Here is a 21,658-nt window from a genome sequence, read left to right as displayed (position 1 = left end):
GGCAGCTTTGGGGGCAGGTGAGAAAAATTTAATCGCTCAAATGGTTTAAAAATAATCGGTTATAGTGATTATTCAGGAGTCCCCGCCCCAATTTCAAGTCCAATAAAATCCGAGCAGGTCCATAAGCCCGTGTAAAAGCGGGCTTTTTTTTATGGATTCCTTTCGAAGCGCTTCCTGCCCCTAAAGTCCCCTTTATCCAATTTTATTGGCCCAGACCCTAACCCCTGAACCGGTTTCCGGAGCAGGACATACCGATATTGGGTCTTGACTATTTATCCCAATCAGGGTTTAATTTTGGTTTTCCGATATATGTGTATTGGAAAATCAAAAATTTTCTGTAGGCCTCATTGCGAAGCCAAGCTCCAAAACTCTCACAACTATAATTAAATTATAATTTTATTGTATTTTCGCTGGTTAGCGTTGTATATCCGCTTACCAAACAATTAATTCTATATGGAGGATAATATGGGTCCTTTTCTCGGCTTATCCCGGATAGTTTTAGTGCTTGCTTTAACTACCCTCATTGGTTGTACCACCACGCGTATCGAGTACGATCGAATGACGGGTACCCAGTATCCACAGCCGGTAACCGTGTCTGGGGACGATGTGAATTTGACGACCATCTACTGGCAGGGCGAGCGGGTGGTTACCGTTGATGAAAATACCACCAATATTGCACCTCTGACGGGACCGGCCAATCCGCTGGACCCGGATCAGTATGATTACATCAATCCGGCGGAGCTGGAGACAGTTGAAGCCGCGAACAGAAGAGACCCGATCGGTCCCGTGAGCTTCAACTGCGGGTTGTGGAATGCCTTCACCTGTACACGATATCATCTCTATGGAATTGTCGTTAATCACTATCGGGAAGGCAATTGTGGCATCGCCTGCCGAAATCAAGGCATGTTAGGCCTGATGTATGCGGGGGCAGGTGGGGCAACAAACGACCGGTCGGCATTTGTCAGCTTTTGGAAAAACTCCATAGTGAATTCCGACAATGGCAAATACCTGCGTTCGACGGCCCATGAAGTCGGCCATGCCTTCAATCTCAATCATTGCGATGGGGACGGTTCGACGACCATCATGAACTCAACCGGGACCGTTGGTAATACTTATAATTACCAGTTCAGCGCCTCCAGTTTGGATCACCTGCAGAATCATAATGACAACGAAGTCTGGCCTGGTGTGAGTCCTCGCGACTACGCGTGCCCGCATGTTCACTAAGGAGGGAGAAAATGATTTATAGATTCCTATCGTTTCTTTTCGTACTCACACTAACGGGTGCATTGGTCGGTTGTGCATCGCCAGTAAAGCAGGGGCTTGATTTGGGCGATCCCGCGTCCATCGTGGATGCGCCTGCGCCTGCCACGGTTTCTCAAGGTGAAGGCATCAAAGTGGTTGCCATGCCGTTAAAGCAATCCGTGGAACTGGGAGAACCGGTTTACCTGGCCGTGCAAGTCACCAATATGCGAGGAGAACCTGTCAGTTTGATTGGAAGCTTAAAACCCGGTGAAGGACTGATTGAAGTCTATTCAATCGGCGCCAATGGTGAGAAAAAGATATTGCTCCCTCTCAGCGCAAGCGATTTCAGCGGCTCGACAACCTTGGGGCCTGACCAGACTGCAGGCGAAGTCTTCCCCATCTTTTTCGGGGCCAATGGTTGGAATTTTAATGAAGCCGGAGAATATCGTATTTCGGTGCAATTGGAAGTGCCTGCCGAAGGCGGTTTTTCAGCATTCGCTTCGGAACCCGCTGTAATAAAAGTTGGATCTTCAAAAGCCGGGAAAGCATTGGTCTCGGTGGACAATCCCAGCAATATGGAAGCCGGAAAGTTCTTGTTGTGGCGCAGGGGGGACCACCTGGAAGCTGGAATCAAATTCCTGACAACGCTTTCAGAACAGCACCCGAACTCTGCATTGTCTTCCTATATTTCTGCAGCGCGTGTTCAAAGTTACAGTGAACCCTTTGCAAACTACACTTTGAAGGAAGTGCGGGCCCCCGATTGTGAGCAGGCGAACGCATTGAGGAAAACGGTAAACATGAACGTTCTTCCGGAAAATCTTTTAATTGAAGATTTTATTGCCCAGGCGCATTGTCATGCTGAAAGCCAGAATTGGGATGCGGCAAGGGAAGCGCTCGATGCCGGTTCCAGATTGGCTTCAGATCGACCCGAGTTCAGGGCTTATTCTCGGAGCATCGAGGAAATGCAAAAACGATTGAGCAAATATCTTAAGTAGGTTTCAAAAAATTAAGGATCAAAGTAAAAGGGGCTGGAGCCTTCAGGCTCCAGCCCCTTTTCTTTTTTTGGTGCACTCGAACGAAGCATTTCAAGCCAAAGTGGAGCGGACCTGACCCAAGCCACCTCGCACAATTGTACGAGCTTTATGCTCCTACCACACTGAATTCAATGATTCCTGACAAGGGGTTTTCTGTCGGGTGCGGGAAGGGACTGTTCATCCCCTTCCGTCATGGTTTATACTGAAATTATAATTCGGTAAGCCTGATTGAGGGAGCTGACTTCATGCCGATTTCCCCTGCTGTCCGCCCCACCATTCTGGTGGTGGATGATTCGCCAGAAAACCTGAATCTCATGGTGGAGTTATTAAAGGACGATTACAACGTTCGTGTTGCACCCAATGGGGAAAAGGGACTGGCCCTGGCGCAGTCGGATCACCCGCCGGACCTGATCCTGCTCGACATCATGATGCCGGGCATCGATGGCTATGAGGTGTGCCGCCGATTGAAGGCACACGCGGTTTCCAAAAAAATTCCTGTTATTTTTTTAACCGCACTGAACGAGGTTCAGGATGAGGCCAAGGGATTTGAGGTCGGGGGTGTGGATTACGTCACCAAGCCGGTCAGCGTTCCCATCGTTCAGGCCCGCGTCCGTACTCATCTTAATCTGTACGATCAAACCCGGCACCTGGAAAGCCTGGTACGACAAAAGACTCTGGAACTGGAGAACACGCAGGATGTCACCATCGCCGGGCTGGCCACTTTGGCGGAGTACCGCGACAATGAAACCGGGGGACACATCCTGCGCACAAAAAGCTATGTTCGCCTGCTGGCGCAGAACCTGAAGGGCTTATCCAGGTTTCGCGGAGAGCTGGACGACGAGGTCATCGATCTCCTGTACAAATCCGCACCCCTGCATGACATTGGCAAGGTGGGTGTGCAGGACAGAATTTTGTGTAAACCCGGCAAGTTGACGCATGAAGAAATTGTGGAGATGGACCGGCATGTCGTTTTTGGAAGGGACGCCATCCTCGAAGCGGAAAAGCTCTTGGGTCGGTCCGGGGATCAGTATTCTTTCCTAAGGTTTGCCCGTGAAATTGCTTATTCTCACCATGAGCGCTGGGATGGTTGCGGTTATCCGGAAAAAATGAAGGGCGATGCAATTCCTCTTTCTGCAAGGCTGATGGCTCTGGCCGATGTCTATGACGCTTTGATCAGCAAGCGGGTTTACAAACCCCCTTATTCCCACAAGCAGGCAGTGGATTTAATCGTTAAAGGAAAGGGGACGCAGTTCGATCCGGATATAGTTGATACCTTTGTTCAATTGCAGCAGGAGTTTTTCAATATTGCAATGAAACTGGTTGACCATGAAGAGGAGCGAGTCACCCTTCCAAAGGAAGCCGTGCGATTACTATAAAACCGGTGGGAAAAAGTAACAGGGAGGGGTAACGTTGCGGGCAGGCGACAAAGCTTACCAGTCCAATTTATATAAATGCGATTGTTTGCAAAGACCGTTCAGGAGTCTCCGGGTCCCCGCCTCCACCCATTTCAAGCCTGATGAAATTCCAGGAAAATTATGAGCCCGCAAAGATGCGGGCTTTTTTTATGCCTTCGGGTTGATGCGCTGGGAAGGTCCGAAGGCGTCATTTGCGTTTGCCGAAGAAGGCCACGTAGAGCATGGTCTCGTCCACGCCGTCGAGGCGGAGCAGGTCGTTGGCGATGTCATCGAAGAACCCGCAGGTGGTCATGACGGCGAGCCCCATGTTGTGGCAGGACAGGTAAATGTTCTGTCCCAGATGCCCGACATCGAGCAGGACGTAGCGGTAGCCCCGCTCGCCGTACTTGCGCTTGGTGCGCTGGAACACCCCGGAGATCATCACCACCACCCCCGCGCGACGCACGTGCTCCTGGTTGCAGCAGGCTTCGTACGCGGCGTCGGTGGGGTCGCCGGGAACCAGCAGTTCGAGTTCGTGCCGTGGCACGTTGTAATGATAGATTCCGGGCTCGACGGATTCCACCCGCCTCACCGCCAGGTAAATTTCCGCGGGATAGAGGCCGCCACCGGAAGGGGCGGAGCGCAAGGTCTGGACACCGCCACCGGGAATGGGCATCTGTCCCGTGATGCCGTAACTCTGGTGCAGGACCTTGGACAGCTCCAGCAGGCTCAGGGGAGTTTCCCCGAAATCGCGGATGGAACGGCGTGTGGCGATCGTCTCATCGAACGGTCGGTCGCTGGTGCCCAATTCCTCCTTCGGTATCAGCTTCACTTTTTTTACGTGCGAATACTGTTTGTAGCCGTGCGTCATGGCAACCAGTTCGGTACGGGAAAACGAACTGGGGATCATGCCGGCCAGCAGATCCGGATGCAGTTTGGTGTTTTCGTTATACAGTTCGGACAAGGAAACCTTTTCCGGGTCTTTCCGAGGTCCGAGTGCAATGACGGGTTTGAGGATGTCGGCCATGTCAAGCCATGCCTCCACAATTCAGGGGAAAGGGTGTGGGTACGGATTCATTTCGTGTTCGGTCCGCGGGCGCCCGACCAACCCCAGCCGATAGGGCACCTCGTACAATCGGCGTCCGCCCAGATGCTGGCGGGCATGATTCAGGTCCAGGGGCTGCATCCCGGGCACCACCGCCCGGGCCACTTTGAATCCCGCTTCGTCGATATCCGATGTGGTCAGGTCCAGCACCACGGTATCGAGGTTGGATTTTTTAGTTGTTTCACAAGGAACTGCACGTTCGCGGACATATCCGGTTGAAAGTGGTTCGTCAGGTTCTGGATCGGAATTTTATCCGGCCACGTCATCAGGAAATCCATGGCGGTCCGAAGTTCCGGACGCAGGGCATGGGCCAGGGCGTGCAGGGTGGGCTTGTCCACGTTACTGTAATCGGGATCGGGTTGGAATTCCGGGTTGTTCCGCGCATACCGGCTCATCCCGATATAGGTCAGCAACGCTTCTTCCAGTGCCAGTACCAGAGCTTTGTTTGGATTGAGGCAGGTGCCGAGTCCCATGACGGTGTGCGGCACCTGGCCCTCCGTGCTTTGCAGCATGACCACGATGACCGGCACCGCAATATCCAGGGTCAGCACGAAGGCGTTGCAGGTAACGGGGATGCCGTCCAATGCCTGCAACAATTGATGGACGAACGGATCGTGCACGGATTCGAGATCGATGCGCGGTCGCGGCAGGCGGTTTTGCCAGACGATCATGAACGCGTCGCGTTCGATCACCTCACAGATGGCCTTGTACACGCTCGCGGCAAGGTTGGGTCCGCAGGCCAGCCCGGTGGAAATGGAATCCTGAACGGGGGGTTCGTCCGGAGCCCGGTAATAATATGGAACGTACACGAACGCCGCGGGGACGAAAGTGGGGGTTTCGTGAGTCAGCGAATATCCCCTGGCCCAACATAAGGGTGTCTGGGTGCCCGGAGCGGTGAAGGGGAACCCCGGCGAAGCATATTGGGATTGGCTGAACAGGGCAAAATCCGAAGGGTCCACAGCGGGACTGCCCAACTCCTGGTAAGGAGCCAGTACAAGGTCCTCTTCCTCGTATTGTGCGCTACAATACCGTTCGATGCTTTCGCCCACGGCTTTCATGATGGCTCGGTCGGGATCGGTGGATGCGGCGTCGCCGTTGTTCAATGCTTCCTTGCCGCTGATGGGCTTGAGGTTGGCGGGATGACTGCGTGCGAAAAACACATTGGGCTCGCCACACACCAGTTCCTCGAATTCGACTTTTTGAATGATCCCGGTGCGGTCGCTGACCAGGCGTTGGGCCCGCCTCAAGCTATCCTCTATAGACGTCGGGATGGGCCGGGACGATGAGCGCCGCACCTTCAGCACGGTTTCAATGGTTTCCATTTTCTTTTGCCGGCGAGGTGCTGTCCCACGCCTCGTGCCGGGGACGGTTTGGTTTGCAGGCGGGACAACGGGGCAGCCGCAAGACATCGTGCCCGACCGTCACCGGCGAGGTGGAGGGGATTTCATAAAACCGGCCGATGGTTGCGGGCGGGGCAAACCCGGACAGGTTGCGGCTCACCTCCATCGCGGCCTGGGCGGCCAGGGTGGACCACAAAGGCTGAAACACACCTTCGTTGCCGGAATGCGGCTGGACGGCCAGTTGTTTTTGGTAAGCGACGTGTATTTCCAGGTCCGGCACATTGGAAGCCATGCGCTTGTCATAGCACACATAACAGGCCGACTGGTGCGGAATGAACGTGGGGCCCATCAATGCCTTCGTGCCTTCAATCGCGAGGTGCAGCCAGGGTTTTCGGACTTCCAGGCAGGCGGAATTGATGATTTCGAAAAAAGAATAAGCCGGTGCATCCTGGCAGGCGATGAGAAAGTCCACGCCTTTGAGAAAGTTCATCAGCGCACGCGATTGCAGGGTTTTGGACTCCGGATCTGTGGAGGAAATTCCGATTTTGACGACCTGGTCGATTCCGATGGAAAGCAGGGAGCTTTCGACGCAGTCTTTCAGCGATTTGGCTCCAACCACCCCAATTCGCGAATGCTGCAACTGGTCCAATGAACCGGGTGCATCGGATACAAAATGGGAAATGAATTGGATTTCGCTGTTTCTTTGAGGAGGCGCTTCTGTTTGGGTTGAAACCAAAGAGGGCGCAAGGCTCTGTTGTAACAAGCCATGCGCCCTCAGGATTTTAAGGAGAAAGATGATCGTAGTGGGCAGGATGTCCGTGCCCCCGGCATCTGCGATTTCATCTACCCGATGATTGCCATCCAGCAGGGGATGAATGGTGTGGAACGCTTCAACCAGCAGATCATTCCGCAGAGCGTAATTGAATTCCGCTCCGCAAAACTGAAGACGACCGTCTTCCAGTTCCATCAATGTGGCCCAAGGAGCCAAACAAGGCCGACTCGGAAGAGTGACGGCAAGATAATCCGAGGGGGTGTATTGGACTCCCTTCATAGAATACCCATGAAGCAGAGGAAACGAAGCAGTTAGAGATGAACCCGGGAGCGAGCAAAGAACGTGAGAGAGTGGATGGTTCCCGGGTGGGCCGATGTGGCAGTATAAAAAAATTACAAACGGTTTAGTTCCGGGACGGATCGGAAGGCGCCGCGTAGCAGGTGCAGCAGATAGCCACCGGGCGAATCGCGCCATCCTTCATGCCGGGAATTCCACCGGTTTTCAAAAAGTCCATGTCCTCGTGTTCCAGACCGAAATCTTTTTTCAGGCGTTCCGGATCTACGACAATGGTTTCACAGTAATCGGAATCGTTGGAGATTTTGGCCAAAGCGTCTTGGAGATTCTTGTGGGTCATGGCAGTCACCTTTTAATAAATTTTTAATAAATTCAATCGGATAAATCAACTTTGATTTGCGTCTCAGGCCTTGTTGGAGGACTATAGCCCCGGTTCCCTGAAAGCCCCTACAAATCAACTTATTCACCATAAATGTATCTCTTCGGATACTACTATTCAATCCCCGGAACTACTATATTTTAATAGTATAGTTACTATAACCTATTGTTTTTAAAGGCTAAGTTACTAATTTTTTGTGCTAAAATCAAGCGCCGCTCATATGGGAGAAAGCCTGTTCGGACTGGTTAAAAAATTGGTATGCCTAAATTATATAGTTGTTACCAGGAGTCCTTTTCGGCCACTTTCATCAGATGAATGCTTATGATTTCTTTTAAATCCAAAACCCTTGTATTTGCTCTGATTTGGCTTTCCTTTTATTGCTTTTTCCTGTCCGCCGCCCATCCTGAAGAAAATATCCCCGGTTCCACTCAGCCAAGCGAAACGTTGACGGAAGAGGAAAAACAATTATTCCAGATGGATCTCCAGCAACTCATGCAGACGGAAGTGGTGGTGACTTCCGTAAGCAAGCGGCCTCAGAAACTTCACGAAACCGCCTCGGCGATCTATGTTGTCACACAAGAGGATATCCGGAGGACCGGTGCGGTGAACATCATGGAAGCGTTGCGCATCGTCCCGGGTGTTCAGGTATCAAAGATCAACCAGAACCGCTACGCCATTTCCATCCGGGGATTCAACCGCAGGCTGGGTTCGGACAAATTACTGGTCCTCATGGATGGCCGCACCCTGTACAGCCCCTCCGCCGCCGGTGTGTTCTGGATTGGTCAGGATACGATGCTGGAGGACATCGACCGCATTGAAGTGATCCGCGGACCTGGAGCGGCCCTGTGGGGGTCCAATGCCGTGGCGGGGGTGATCAACATCATAACCAAATCCGCTCACGACACCGACGGGCTTCTGGTGTCTGGTGGCACGGGTACGGAAGAAAAAGGGTTCGGTTCCGTTCGATATGCGGGTGAGTATAAGGAAGGATTGAATTACCGGGCGTACGCAAGGTACCGGGACCGGGACGAGGGATTGAGGCCGGATGGCAACACCGGCATCGACGATAAGCAAATGTATATAGGCGGGTTCCGTACGGACTGGCAGGTGAACCCGGAAAATCACCTGACTTTTCAGGGAGACCACTACAGTCTGGATGCCGGCCTGGATTTCAACAGCCGGTTCGTGTCCCTTTCCCAGGGGAATGCGCCTTTCCAGGGAACCACGACACAAAGGGGGTCCAACTTCCTGGCGCGCTGGGACCGGTACCTGGAAGACGCTTCTGCCTTCAAGGTGCAGGCCTATTACGACCGCCTGTTGCGAAAGGCCGATGGGGTTCCTTTTGACAACGTGGTCGAGCAGGCGGACCTGGAATTCCAGTACGATTTTCTAACCGAGTTCTGGAGCAAGACCCACAATGTTTCGTGGGGACTCAACTACCGTTACACGCGGTTCAACTTCGACCGCACCGAGATCCTCCACCTTCCGGACCGGGACACCAACCTGTTCGGCTTTTTCATCCATGATGAAATTTCGCTTGTGCCCGACACCTGGAGTCTGATTACAGGCATCAAGATCGAGCACAATGAATTTTCCGGTTTTGAATTTCAGCCGAGTATCCGCACGGTGTGGACTCCGAACTCGCGGCACACCCTGTGGTCGGCAGTTTCACGCGCCGTAAGGATACCGACGGTCACGGAGGCGACGGCGGAGGTCAACCGCGCATTGATCCCGGGTGCTCCGCCCCTGCTCCTCCGTGAGCGCAACCAGGACAATCTGGACGCGGAGGAACTGATCGCCTATGAGATCGGATACCGGTACAAGCCGATAAAGGAATTGAATTTCGATGCCACGGCTTACTATTTCGATTATGACAAAATAATCGAGTTCACCACCGGCCCGGTGTTTTTCGAGGCCGCCCCGCCTCCACCGCATCTGGTTTTGCCCTTCAAAAGCGACAATTCCCTGAAGGGGGAAGTCTTTGGTTTTGAGCTGGCCGCCCAATGGCAGCCACTTTCCAACTGGCGCATTGCGGGAAGCTACACGTTCACCAAGATCGACCTCAAGCCGCTCCTGGCCAACGTGTTCAACCCGGGAGCTTTCAACAGCGAGGGGGACCTGGACGCGGAAGGCGAGCCCGAACACATTTTCAACATCCGCTCCTACCTGAACCTTCCGCACAATTTTGAGTTCGATTCCTTCCTCTATTACGTATCCAGAAACTCCTCCCGAAGAATACCAGCCTACACACGGGTCGATTTGCGCTTGGGATGGAAACCCGTGGATGACCTGGAATTGTCCCTCGTGGCCCAAAACCTTCAGGACAATGCCCATCCTGAATTGACGGAACTGCTGGAAGCCTCTACAGAAACCCAGAGAAGCTTCTATTTTAAAGTCACCATGAATTTTGATTAGACACTCAGTGAAACTGTATTCTTAATGCTCAGGCACGGTCTTTTTAAACTATTTATTTGTTCCCTTCTGGCTGTTTGGCCGGTGTTTTTACATAAAACACCCAATGCCTACAGCGAGGAGGCCGTCCCGCGTGAATACCTCCTGAAGACCAGTATCATCTTGAAGTTTTTCGAATTCATCCAGTGGCCGGAAGAAAAAATGATCCACAACAGTGAACCCCAGTTTGTCCTGTGCGTGGTGGGCAGCAACCCTTTCGGGAGCCTGTTCGATCTGGCTCAGAAGGAAGGGGTTTTTCGGAACAAGCTAATCGTAAAAATATTTTCCTCCGGCTCGCATTTGGACTCCTGTCACATGGTTTATATCGGTAAATCGGAGGATAATAATCTGGAAGAGATGCTTCATCGCACAAAGGGTATGCCCATCCTGTTTATCGGAGACACCCCGGGTTTTTCCCGGCGCGGCGTGGGAATCAATTTTGTGATCCTAAATAACAAGATCCGGTTTAAAATCAACCGAAGTGCCGTGGAAGACAGAAATATCAAGATCAGTTCGGAACTTCTAAACCTGGCCATCCTGGTCGATGAGTGACGGGTTATGAAAACTTTTGGTGATCTTTCCATAAAAAGCAAGCTGATCCTGATCCTGCTTACCATGACGCTGATTACCTTCGCCCTGTGCAGTTCCATCTTCCTCTATAACGACCTGAAGCTGTTTCGCAAGAGCCTGGTAAGGAACCTGGATATCCTGGCGCAGACCGTGGGTGCGAACAGCCGCGCCGCGGTTTATTTCGAAGACCCTAATGCCGCGGAAAATATTCTTTCTTCCCTGAAGGTCGATCCTCAAATTATGTACGCGGTTTTGTACGATGCAGATGGGGATTCTTTCGTCACCTACCGGCTGGATGAAAACGTCAAAATCTCTCCCCCCTCTTTTCCGGTCGATCAGGAAGGACAGGCATCGTATAACAACAGCCTGGAGCTGATCCGGCCGATCATGCTGAATGACAAAGTCATAGGCAGGATTTACCTGAAGGCTCACCTGAAGGAATATGAAGAAGTCCTGTCCAACTACATTTTTCTGATTGGGGGCATTCTTTTCGTCACCGTTCTGGTATCGGTGGCCATCGCATTCAAACTTCAAAGCATCATTTCCAATCCCATTCTTTCCCTGGCGAACACAACCCTGCAGATTTCACAGGAACCCAATTATTCTTTGAGGGTCAAGCACCAAAACCAGGACGAGCTGGGAATGCTGTTCAATGGTTTTAACGAAATGGTGTCGCAAATTGAAAAGCGGGAGTCCGCGCTCTCCGCCGCCAACCGGCAATTGACAAACGAGATGCTGGAACGCCAGCGTTCCGAGGAGGCGTTGCGGGACAGTGAAGAGCGGCTCAAGCTGGCACTGGAGGCCATTACCGACGGTGTGTGGGACTGGGATGTGACCACCGGAGAGGTGTTCTTCAGTCCGGGGTGTTATTCCATGCTGGGTTATGAACCCGATGGGTTTGCTGCCAACATTGAATCTTTTCGCAGTCTCCTTCATCCGGAGGACGTGGAGCTGGCTGTCGGCGCGACCAACGCTCATATGGAAGGCAAAACGCCTCTCTACGAGTACGAGAGTCGTTTGATTACGAAGTCGGGCTACCTTTTATGGACCCTGGTGCGGGGAAAAATCGTGGCCAGGGACAAGGAAGGAAATCCCACCCGGATTGTGGGCACGTTCCGGGACATTACCGAACGGAAGAAAAATGAAGAAGCCCTCAAGGTGTCACGCGAGCAGATTCGAAAGCTGTACTCGCATGCGCAGAACCTGCTGGAGGAGGAGCGCAAACGGATCGCGAGGGAAGTGCATGATGAACTGGGTCAGACTTTGACCGCATTGAAAATCGACCTGACGAATGTCAACAGCGACCTTCCGCCGGACCAGAGGCCTATCAAGAACAAAATTAAGGAAATGTCCCATCTGGTCGATAGAACCATTGAAACGGTTCAACGCATCACCACGGAACTCAGACCCCAGATCCTGGATATTTTCGGCATCAACGAGGCCATTGAATGGCAGGCGACGGAGTTTCAGAAGCGGACCGGTATATACTGTGAAATGATCATCGAGAACAACCTGACCGATTTGAACAAGGACTGCGCGACGTCCATATACCGTATTTTCCAGGAAACGCTGACCAATGTCGCGCGGCATTCGGAAGCAACCAAAATCCAGGTCCATTTGTTCAATGAGGGCAACCAGCTTGTGCTGAGAGTCGAAGACAACGGGGCGGGGATCACGAAAAACCAGATGGCCGACCCGAAATCATTTGGGTTGATCGGAATTCAGGAACGCGCCCTCCATTGGGGAGGCGAGGCGGTAATCAGCGGAGAAGAGGGAAAGGGCACGATCGTGCATGTTACAATCCCGATATACCATTATGAATAGTGCTGCTCGTGGAAAAATCCATGTTCTCATTGCAGACGACCATGGCATCGTCCGGAAAGGATTGATCCAGGTTTTGTCTAAAATGGAGGATATGATCGTGTGTGGGGAAGCGGAAAACGGGAACGAAGTTCTCGAATTGGTTAAAAATGTCAAAACCGATGTGGTGGTGATGGACATTGACATGCCGGAGAAAAGCGGTTGGGAAACCCTGGTTCAGCTGAAAAGCCAGACTCCGGAACTGCCCATCATCATTTTGAGCATTTATTCGGAGGATCACTATGCGCTCCGCTTCCTGCGCGCCGGCGCCTCCGGGTACCTGACCAAATCCAGTGCGCCGGAACTGCTGGTGGATGCCCTGCGCAAGGTCTCTGCCGGGGGCAAATACATCAGCCCCAGCCTGGCGGAAAAACTGGCTTTCAACCTGGACGGCAGCTCGGACAAACCCCCCCATGAGACTTTAACGGATCGGGAGTTCCAGGTATTTTGCCAGATTGCGGCGGGAAAGAAATTAAAGGAAATCGCCGATGAACTGGCGCTGGGGATCACCACCGTCAGCACCCACCGGGGAAACATCCTGGCGAAAATGGGAATGAAGAATAACGCGGATATCATCCAGTACGCCTTGAAAAACGGGATCATTTAATCCACCCATCCACACCAAACCCGAATGCATGTCCTGTCTGGGCACAATGCCGGATTTCAGTGCCGTTTCGTAGAAACCGACGCCATTTTTTCTGAACCAGCCGCATCCGCTTTTGAATACGGATCGAGAAGCAGAAGGCTCCCTGGTGATGCCGGCCTTAACGGAACAGGTGGGGAGGCGGCAATGCCCCTGATTTTCAGCGGATTGCATCGAGAACCTTCCTCCCGGTTTTCCCCGTATTTACCCGGTCTCCGAATAAGTACTAGTAACCCCTTAAAAATTACTAGATTGTTCCTCGCTTATTCTAAAAATCAATAGCAAGCCGGACGATTGTTCCCAACCCTTCCAGACTATAAACTTCATAACATACGAAAAAGAGCGGCACGAACTGGCAGGTATTTGGTATCGGGCCGAAGAAGTCCATTACTCCCTTTTGCGAAAGAAAAGCATCATGACTCCTGTAGAAACCAGACGGCCCACAGTATTGTTGATTGATGATTCGTTGGATTATTTGAAGCTCATGGTTGAGGTTTTGAAGAATGACTACGAAATTCAAGTCGCTGTCGACGGCAAGCAGGGGCTCCGGCTCGCCCAGTCGCACCGGCCTCCGGATTTGATTCTGTTGGACATCATGATGCCGGAGATGAATGGGTATGAAGTGTGCCGCCGTCTTAAAACGCACCCGGTTTCTAAAAATATTCCGGTGATCTTTCTGTCTGCACTGCACGAACTCAAGGATGTGGCCAAGGGGTTCGAGGTCGGGGCCCTGGACTACATCACCAAGCCGATCAGCATTCCCATCGTTCAGGCTCGTATCAGGACCCATCTGAAACTTCACCAGCAGTCCCGCATTCTGGAGAACCTGCTTCGGGAGTTATCCGGGAAGCGGTCGAGGTACGGAAAAGAATATTCTGCCGCGACAGCGGGTTGACCCACCCGGCGGCGGAAAAAAGTGCCTGCGGGGCGATACAATCAGGAAGGACGTTTCCGAAAAAAGATATTTGCAGGCACTCGCCAGAATCCAGGGTCGGCACAATAAAATAATGATGAAAGCCCCGGCGTCATTGCCGGGCTTACTCGCGGGACGGTAGACTTCTTCCCCTTCCTTCGAAGTCTGGAGCCTCCCAAACGGAAAAGGCCCTGTATCTTTTCAAGGTGCAGGGCCTTTTTTTTCCAAGAGCCCGCCTCCGTTCCCGCGACCAACCTGGTCTGCCTTCCACTCCAGAAGCAATTGAAAATATTGCTGTAAATCTACGGTGCCCCGCAGCCCCCGCGGGCATTTTGCCTTCCTGGTAAAAGAAAATCACGATGAAGGCCTTTTTTGTGTAAAGGGTTTCAAATGTTTTCCCGATAAGTCTCGTAAGGCTTGGCCTCTACCCAAAAAAATTCTGGTTTTTGAATATACAACCCTCAAAAAAGAGAAGGGGATGGACTATGTTCGCTTCCGAAACCCACAAACCCACTGTAATGGTTATTGACGATTCGGCGGACAACCTCCACCTCATGGTGGAATTGTTAAAAGAGGAGTACCTGGTGCAGGTCGCAACCCACGGAGAAGAAGGATTGCGTCTGGCACAGTCTGAAAATCCGCCGGAGCTGATTCTGCTCGACATCCTGATGCCCGGCATGGACGGCTACGAGGTGTGCCGGAGACTGAAGTCTCACCCGGTTTCCAGAAACATCCCGGTTATTTTCCTGACCGCAATGAATGAGGTGCACAGCGAAACGAAGGGGTTTGAAGTGGGTGCGGTGGACTTCATCACCAAACCCATCAGCGTTCCCATCGTGATGGCCCGCGTCCAGACCCATCTTGCTTTGTACAACCAAAAGCGGCTGCTCGAAAACCTGGTCAAAGAAAAGACGCGGGAACTTGAAAACACGCAGGACGTCACCATTGCCGGGCTGGCGACCCTCGCCGAGTACCGGGACAATGAAACCGGCGGCCACATCGCGCGCACCAAAAACTATGTCCGCCTGCTCGCCGAGAATTTACGCGACCTTCCGCGGTTTCGCGGGGAACTGGACGACGAGGTGATCCATCTCCTTTATAAATCCGCACCGTTGCACGATATCGGCAAAGTGGGCGTGCAGGACCGCATTCTGCGCAAACCGGGAAAGTTGACTTATGAAGAGACCCGCGAGATGGACAAGCACGTCCTGTACGGACGCGACGCCATTCGCGAAGCCGAAAGGCGGCTCGGCAAGGAAAACAACCGCTATTCGTTTCTGCGTTACGCCCGGGAAATCGCCTACTCCCACCACGAGCGCTGGGACGGAACCGGGTATCCGGACAAGTTGAAGGGGGACGAGATTCCGGTGTCGGCAAGATTGATGGCCGTGGCGGACGTGTACGATGCGTTGATCAGCAAGCGGGTTTACAAACCGCCCTTTCCTCACAAGCGTGCGGTGGAAGTGATTCTGGAAGGCAGGGGCACGCATTTCGATCCGGAGATGGTCGACGTGTTTGTGGACCTCGAACCGGATTTCATGCAGATCGCCCTTGATTACGCGGACCATCAGGAAGAGCTGGAAACCCTTCCCCTTTGTGCGTGACCGGGGATGCCGATTCCCAGACGCATTCGAAAACGGTGCACGGGCGGGTTCGATCCCTCCGCCTGCGCCGGAATCCGAAAGCCGCTCCCTCCCGGTTAATGGATTGAATTCACTCCTTCGATTTTTTATGATGGAAGTACAGGTTTGAGTGGGAATGATTTCAATCCATCGGTGCCGCCATCCCTCATGGGCGGCATTGGGGAAGCGTCATGGGCGTCGAGCTGAACCACACCATCATCTATGTTGCGGACAAAAATAAATCCGCGCACTTCGTGGCGGAAATTCTGGGCCTCGCCGTTCCTGAAGAGTACGAGCCCTTCCTCATCGTCAAAACCAGCAACAACGTCAGTCTCGATTTCCTGCAAATCACCGAAACCATCGACACCCAGCACTACGCCTTCCTGGTGAGCGAACCGGAGTTCGACCAGATCTTCGGCCGCATTCAGGAACGCGGCTTGCCTTACTGGGCCGACCCCCAGCAGGCGAGGCAGGGAGAGATCAACCACCGCGACGGCGGGCGCGGCGTGTACTTCGAGGAACCGTCCGGCCACCTGCTGGAAATTCTCACGCGGCCCTACGGCAGTGGGTGAAGCGTCCCACCCCGTTCTCAACCTGTCCCTTGATTCCCCTTCTTTTTGTGTGTCGCGCCGGGCATTTTTTTCAACCCTGCAAGCAGCTATCACCTTTCCGATTTTAGAATCCTGTAGAGCTTTTCGATTTTCTTCCTTTTTGCCAGTAGCAGGCCCTTCCACCGCGTCGCCCGGACCGGATTGGCTCTTTGTTTCAATCCAAAAGAGCAATGATTTTAAGGTGTTTTGGGGTGAGTGCCTTGGGACGAAAAAATTCTCGAAACCGTTGCGGGGAGGGCGGGTGATTTAGTTTCTCCGAAGTCATGTGAAAAGTTGTTATTTCGTTGATTTTCAGCGTGTAATCGTTCGTGTCGAGCCGCTTTTTGAAATTGCCTTCTCCTGAAAACCCATTTATCATTTGAATTGCCACAAAAATTCACGAGGGGCCTCTTTGGAAGGACTTGGAAAATGATCTTCCCAGCCATCACTCAGGAAATCCCGCCCCTTCAAGGTACATTTTCTTATGGCCTTGTGGCCCTTTCCTACCTGATTGCGGTATTTGCGTCCTACACCGCACTTGATGTGATGAACCGCATCAAGAAAGAAGAACTCTCTTTCAAAAATTTTCTGATCGTAAGCGTTGCCGTTTGCATGGGCGGCGGCATCTGGTCGATGCACTTTATCGGCATGCTGGCATACACCCTTCCTATCCCGGTCTCTTACGATCCGTGGATCACCATCCTTTCCCTGGTTGCCGCCATCGTGGCCTCCGGTATTGGCTTTTACCTTGCGGTTAAATTGGAACGCATGGTCCAGAAAGTGGTTCTGGGCGGACTCGTCATGGGTGCCGGCATCTGCGTCATGCATTACTCCGGCATGCACGCCATGACCCTGGAAGCGAGTCAGCATTACAGGCTGGGCTTGTTGCTCCTTTCCATTCTGATTGCCGTCACCGCATCCATGGCGGCCCTGTACATCATTCTGAAATTCCGGGAAGGCGGCTCCTTCAGCGGATTTGCCTTCAAGTTGGTGTCCGCCATGGTTATGGGGCTGGCCGTGGCGGGCATGCATTACACCGGCATGGCCGCCTCGGTGTTTGTCCCGTCGCCGGAACTGATCCATGATTTGGAAGTGGTCATCGACAAAGACAACCTGGCGCTGTCGGTGGTGCTGATGACGTTTTTCATTCTCACCATGGCGTTGTTCCTTGAGGAATACTCCTCCATCACGGTTTTGCCGGTCATGTTCTGCTTTTTCATGATCGTCATCGGCTGGGGCGGTTTCCAGCTGGTGGACCGCGAAATCAAAAGCAACATCGCCAACCTGCTCAACACGAATCTGAAAACCAACGTGGCGTCCGTCCGTGCCCTGGTCCAGCGCGAAATGCAGGTGGCGAAATTCTGGAGCCGGGATCCGCGCATCCAGAAGAACATCCAATCCCTCGCCGAAAAAGTTTCAAACGGAATGACCACCAAGAACGAATTGATGGCATCCAGGGAGCTCAGCGATTTGCGGAGAATACTGGGACCGTTTCACAAGAACCAGGACCACGTCGGCTTTGTGGTCGTTCACCCTTCCGGGCTCACCATGGCGGCCCTGCTGGATGAACCCGTCGGCAGGTCCCTGTTGAAGGACAAGGAATTCGTCAAGGAAGCGATGCGGGGCGAGGTGGTTTTTTCCTCTCCCTTCTGGGGCGAAGTGCAGCTTCCGGACCTGGACGGGGTGGACCGCGATAACCAGCCCACCATTTTCACCGCCTCTCCGGTTTTCAATGAAAACGGGGAGGTCATCGCCGTGCTGGGCTTTCGCCTGCGTCCGATCAAGGCTTTCGGAAAATCGCTGGAAGTGTCTTTTTTTGGCGAATCGGGGGAAGCCTACGCGTTCAATTCCCAAGGCTACATGATCGGGGGAAGCCGGTTCCTCGGTCACCTTAAACGGATCGGGATGAGCCAGCATCTTCCGAGCCAGACCACCATGAAAGTTCAGATCCGCAATCCCGGAGGAAACATTCTGCAAGGGCACCGTCCCACGCTTCCGCGCGACCAGCAACCCTTCACCCGCATGATCCAAAGCGCCCTGAAAGGGGAAAGCGGGCTGGACGTGGACGGTTACCGGGATTACCGCGGCGTCCCGGTGGTGGGAGCCTGGACCTGGTTGCCTGAATACAATGTTGGCATCGCCACGGAAATGGACTTCGACGAGGCCTACCGGTCTTCCCGGACCCTGGAGAGGATTTTTGTCGCCCTCCTGTTCGTGTTGTTTTTTGCGGTGGTCGTGACGCTGGTTTTGAAACGGCGGCAGGCGGAAACCGAAAAGCGGCGGGCCGAGCTTCAGGACAATGAAATCCGGGCGAGGGACGAAGCGGAAAAGTTCCGCAAGCTGTTTTTGGCCGAGGCGGACACCATCCTGATCTGCGATGCGGAGACCCGGCAGATCCGGGACGCCAACCCGGCGGCTGAAAAACTGTACGGCTACACGCGGGACGAGTTGCTGGCCCTGAGAGTGGACGACCTGTCCGCCGACCCGGAAGGGACGGCGGCTACGTTCCGCGAATTGCGGGAAGGGCGCCTCAGCGCAGTGGCATTGCGGTATCACAAAAAGAAAGACGGCACCCAGTTCCCGATCGAGGTGATGGAAGGCCACATCTCCACGCAGGAAGGCCCGGTCGTGTTCAAGGTGATCCGGGACATCTCCCGCCGCATGAAGGCCGAGGAAGACCTCCGCAAAAGCGAGGAACGGTTTTCGCTGGTCCTGGATGCCACGCAGGACGGCATCTGGGACGATGACAGGAGGACGGGAACTTGTTATTTCAGCCCGCAGTGGATGGCCATGCTGGGGTACGAGCCCGATGAATTGCCCCATACCAACGCCACCTTTTTCGACCGGATCCATCCGGAGGACCGGGAATGTTACGGGGAGTTGATCCAAGCACATCTGGAGCAATCAAACGAGAATTTCGAATTCGAAGTGCGCTTAGTTCACAAGGACGGAAGTTACCGCTGGGTTCTGACGCGGGGAAAAACCGTCGAGCGGGATGAAGAGGGCAACGTCGTGCGGGCGGTGGGCACGCACACGAACATCCATGCGCGCAAGGCCATAGAAGAGGAATTGATGCAGGCCCAGACGGAGGCGATTTCCGCCAATGAAGCCAAGAGCCGGTTTCTGGCCAACATGAGTCACGAAATCCGCACTCCCATGAACGCGATCCTGGGGCTGGCCCACCTGGCCCTGCAAAACGAAATGCCTCCGAAACAAAAGGGCTATCTGGAAAAAATTGAAAAATCCGGACAGAACCTGCTGGGCATCATCAACGACATCCTCGATTTCTCCAAGGTGGAAGCGGGCAAGCTGGACCTGGAGATGATTCCTTTCGAAATCCGTGAAACCCTGGAACATATTTCCCAGCAGCAGACTTATTTTGCGGAGGAGTGTGAGACCGAACTGGTTTTTTTCTGTTCTCCCATGGTTCCAGGCAGGGTGATCGGCGATCCCCTGCGGGTCGCCCAGGTGTTGACCAACCTCGTCAGCAACGCACTCAAATTCACCAGCAAGGGCACCGTGGCGGTGTATACCGATTTGGTGGAGAGTCCCAATGCCAAGCAAAACCGGGTGGAATTGAAATTTGTGGTTCAGGATACGGGAATCGGCATGGCGGAGGACCAGATACAGGGGGTGTTCGGGGCGTTCACGCAGGCGGACGCGTCCACCACCCGGAAGTACGGGGGCACGGGCCTGGGCCTCGCCATCACCCGGCAACTTGTGGGACTGATGCGGGGACGCATCCATGTGGAAAGCGAGCCGGGAGAAGGCACGACTTTCACCGTGGCCCTGCCCTTCGAGTGCGAGCAGGAAGAACTGGAAAGAGCCACAAGGCAAAGCCATAAAATCAAGAATCGGGCCCTCGTGATCGAGAGCAATCCGGTTTTCGGAAAAATGCTGGAAGGGATGCTGAGGTCCGTCTCGTTTGACACGGATTACGCTTCGACTTTGGAAAGAGGGGAGCGGATATTGACACAGGCGGAATCGGCGAATCCCTATCATTTTGTTCTTCTGGACCTGGGCCTGGTGCAATCCAACTGGAGCGAGGTTTGTGCGCGACTGAAAGCAAGCAACCCGCAATCCGAACAAATGAAATTAGTCCTGGTGGCTCCGCAACTGGAATACCTGCAACTGGTGACGGTGGAGGGGGAAGCGATCGACGGGGTGTTGGTGAAACCCGTCCGTCTTTCGCAGTTGTTCGACATGGTCACCAGCCTCTTCTACAACAAGGACTCCCAAATGATGCGGAGCGCTGCCTGCAAGCCGGAAAGCGCGTTTGATCCCACAACGTTCCATGGCTGCCGGGTGCTGGTTGCAGAGGACAACGAAATCAACCAGGAGGTAGTGGAGGAACTTTTGCAGAAAGTCGGTTTCGACGTCACCATTGTGGACAACGGGAAGGCGGCGGTCGATCGGCTGTCATCCGAAGAGTTCGACATGGTTCTGATGGACCTGCAGATGCCGGTGATGGACGGGCTCGAAGCGGCGCGGCAGATCCGTCAGGACAAAAAGTTCGAGAGCCTGCCGGTGATCGCGCTGACCGCGAACGCGATGACGGGGGACCGCGAACGCACGGCGGAGGCGGGCATGAACGACCATGTGACCAAACCCATCGACCCGGAATCCATGTACAAAACGTTGAGCCGGTGGATAAAAAGCCCCGCCCGCGCTGAATCCGAAAAGCCTGCGGAGCCTCCCCCGATGGAAGAAAAAACCGCCAAACCTCCTATGGAGAGAATGCGCCAAGACGCAGTCGAGACTTCCGACAACGGTTTCCCCGTCATCCCAGGCCTCAACGTGGAAATCGGTTTGAAACGGATGGGAGGCAACCCCGAGCGGTACCGGAAAACCCTCGTCGATTTTTATGAGAAGCATGCGGGAGACGGGGAGAAGATTCGGTCCGCGTTCGAAAATAAAGACACGCTGGGTTTGCGTATGGCGGTACACGACCTCAAGGGTGTGGCGGGCAACATGGGAGCCGATACTTTGTTCGATCAGGCGGAAATGTTGGAGCAAGCATTGAAGGCGGGCGACAGGAAAGATCATGAAAACCAGTTGCGGGGGTTTCTGAATTCCCTGGAGGAGGTCATGGACCCGCTCGGCAAATGGAGTGGGGTGGACAAGCCGGTTCGCGAACCGTTGATTCCGCTGTCTTCACGAAACTCGATGTGCAATGAGCAGGCGGGAATCCTGTTACATAACCTCCAGTCCCTGCTGGAAGAAAGTGACAGCCGGGCCACGGTTCGAGTCGCCGCGCTCCGGGGCTACCTGGAAGGGTCTCCCCTGCACGACGATTGGAAGCGTCTCAATAAATACATCGAAGTATACCAGTTTGATGAAGCGTTGCAGGTGCTGCAGAAAATCACCTGGCAGAGAAAACGGCAGTGCCAGACATCCGGGGTGACTTCGCAGTGATTTCGGTTGGCGCGTGCCGATTATTAATAAAGGA

At 53.6% G+C, this 21,658-nt stretch carries 15 protein-coding genes; 11 read left to right on the top strand and 4 right to left on the bottom strand.

Translation table 11 applies throughout. The features are described 5' to 3' along the window. Positions 1-465: 465 nt before the first annotated feature. The 3 genes from TX82_RS02150 (at position 466) to TX82_RS02140 (ending at position 3,652) form a co-directional block, all read left to right on the top strand. Positions 466-1,224: a zinc-dependent metalloprotease family protein gene (locus TX82_RS02150; RefSeq protein ID WP_005006353.1), complete on the top strand. Its 759-nt coding sequence runs from the start codon at positions 466-468 to the stop codon at positions 1,222-1,224. Positions 1,225-1,235: 11 nt separating this feature from the next. After that, positions 1,236-2,237: a hypothetical protein gene (locus tag TX82_RS02145; protein ID WP_005006351.1), complete on the top strand. Its 1,002-nt coding sequence runs from the start codon at positions 1,236-1,238 to the stop codon at positions 2,235-2,237. Between the two features lie 284 nt (positions 2,238-2,521). After that, entirely contained in the window at positions 2,522-3,652 is a 1,131-nt protein-coding gene (locus tag TX82_RS02140; RefSeq protein ID WP_005006348.1) for a response regulator, read from the top strand. Positions 3,653-3,878: 226 nt separating this feature from the next. Here the strand turns inward: TX82_RS02140 and TX82_RS02135 are convergent, their stop codons facing one another. From TX82_RS02135 to TX82_RS02115, 4 genes are all read right to left on the bottom strand, one after another. Then, a complete protein-coding gene (locus TX82_RS02135; RefSeq protein WP_052338167.1) occupies positions 3,879-4,697 on the bottom strand; it encodes a SagB/ThcOx family dehydrogenase in 819 nt (272 codons plus the stop codon). Between the two features lie 215 nt (positions 4,698-4,912). Continuing rightward, positions 4,913-6,097, bottom strand: coding sequence for a YcaO-like family protein (locus TX82_RS14950; protein ID WP_005006344.1), 1,185 nt, complete (start codon positions 6,095-6,097; stop codon positions 4,913-4,915). Beyond that, positions 6,084-7,082, bottom strand: a complete 999-nt coding sequence (locus tag TX82_RS02120) for a TOMM precursor leader peptide-binding protein (protein WP_042250342.1) — start codon at positions 7,080-7,082, stop codon at positions 6,084-6,086. Before TX82_RS02120 ends, TX82_RS14950 begins: the two co-directional genes overlap by 14 nt. Before the next feature lie 208 nt (positions 7,083-7,290). Further along, positions 7,291-7,521, bottom strand: coding sequence for a hypothetical protein (locus TX82_RS02115; protein WP_005006339.1), 231 nt, complete (start codon positions 7,519-7,521; stop codon positions 7,291-7,293). 513 nt (positions 7,522-8,034) lie between these two features. Here TX82_RS02115 and TX82_RS02110 point away from each other — a divergent pair. The 8 genes from TX82_RS02110 (at position 8,035) to TX82_RS14940 (ending at position 21,624) form a co-directional block, all read left to right on the top strand. Continuing rightward, positions 8,035-9,975 (top strand): TonB-dependent receptor plug domain-containing protein, encoded by a 1,941-nt coding sequence (locus TX82_RS02110; protein ID WP_187291893.1) that lies wholly within the window; start codon positions 8,035-8,037, stop codon positions 9,973-9,975. A gap of 81 nt (positions 9,976-10,056) precedes the next feature. Beyond that, a complete protein-coding gene (locus TX82_RS02105) occupies positions 10,057-10,563 on the top strand; it encodes a YfiR family protein (RefSeq protein ID WP_187291892.1) in 507 nt (168 codons plus the stop codon). 6 nt (positions 10,564-10,569) lie between these two features. Continuing rightward, a complete protein-coding gene (locus tag TX82_RS14945) occupies positions 10,570-12,405 on the top strand; it encodes a CHASE sensor domain-containing protein (protein WP_005006330.1) in 1,836 nt (611 codons plus the stop codon). Next, positions 12,398-13,048 (top strand): response regulator, encoded by a 651-nt coding sequence (locus tag TX82_RS02095; RefSeq protein ID WP_005006327.1) that lies wholly within the window; start codon positions 12,398-12,400, stop codon positions 13,046-13,048. Before TX82_RS14945 ends, TX82_RS02095 begins: the two co-directional genes overlap by 8 nt. Before the next feature lie 451 nt (positions 13,049-13,499). Then, a complete protein-coding gene (locus tag TX82_RS02090) occupies positions 13,500-13,979 on the top strand; it encodes a response regulator (protein WP_084603918.1) in 480 nt (159 codons plus the stop codon). A 503-nt stretch (positions 13,980-14,482) separates the two neighbouring features. Then, a complete protein-coding gene (locus TX82_RS02085) occupies positions 14,483-15,601 on the top strand; it encodes a response regulator (RefSeq protein ID WP_005006326.1) in 1,119 nt (372 codons plus the stop codon). A gap of 209 nt (positions 15,602-15,810) precedes the next feature. Beyond that, entirely contained in the window at positions 15,811-16,191 is a 381-nt protein-coding gene (locus TX82_RS02080) for a VOC family protein (RefSeq protein WP_005006323.1), read from the top strand. A 447-nt stretch (positions 16,192-16,638) separates the two neighbouring features. Next, positions 16,639-21,624 (top strand): MHYT domain-containing protein, encoded by a 4,986-nt coding sequence (locus TX82_RS14940; RefSeq protein ID WP_005006317.1) that lies wholly within the window; start codon positions 16,639-16,641, stop codon positions 21,622-21,624. Positions 21,625-21,658: the final 34 nt, after the last annotated feature.

It is taken from the genome of Nitrospina gracilis 3/211 (assembly GCF_000341545.2).
In the GTDB taxonomy this organism is placed as follows: Bacteria; Nitrospinota; Nitrospinia; order Nitrospinales; family Nitrospinaceae; genus Nitrospina; species Nitrospina gracilis.
Note: the sequence above shows the minus strand (reverse complement) of the source record. Positions and strands in the feature narration are given on the sequence as shown.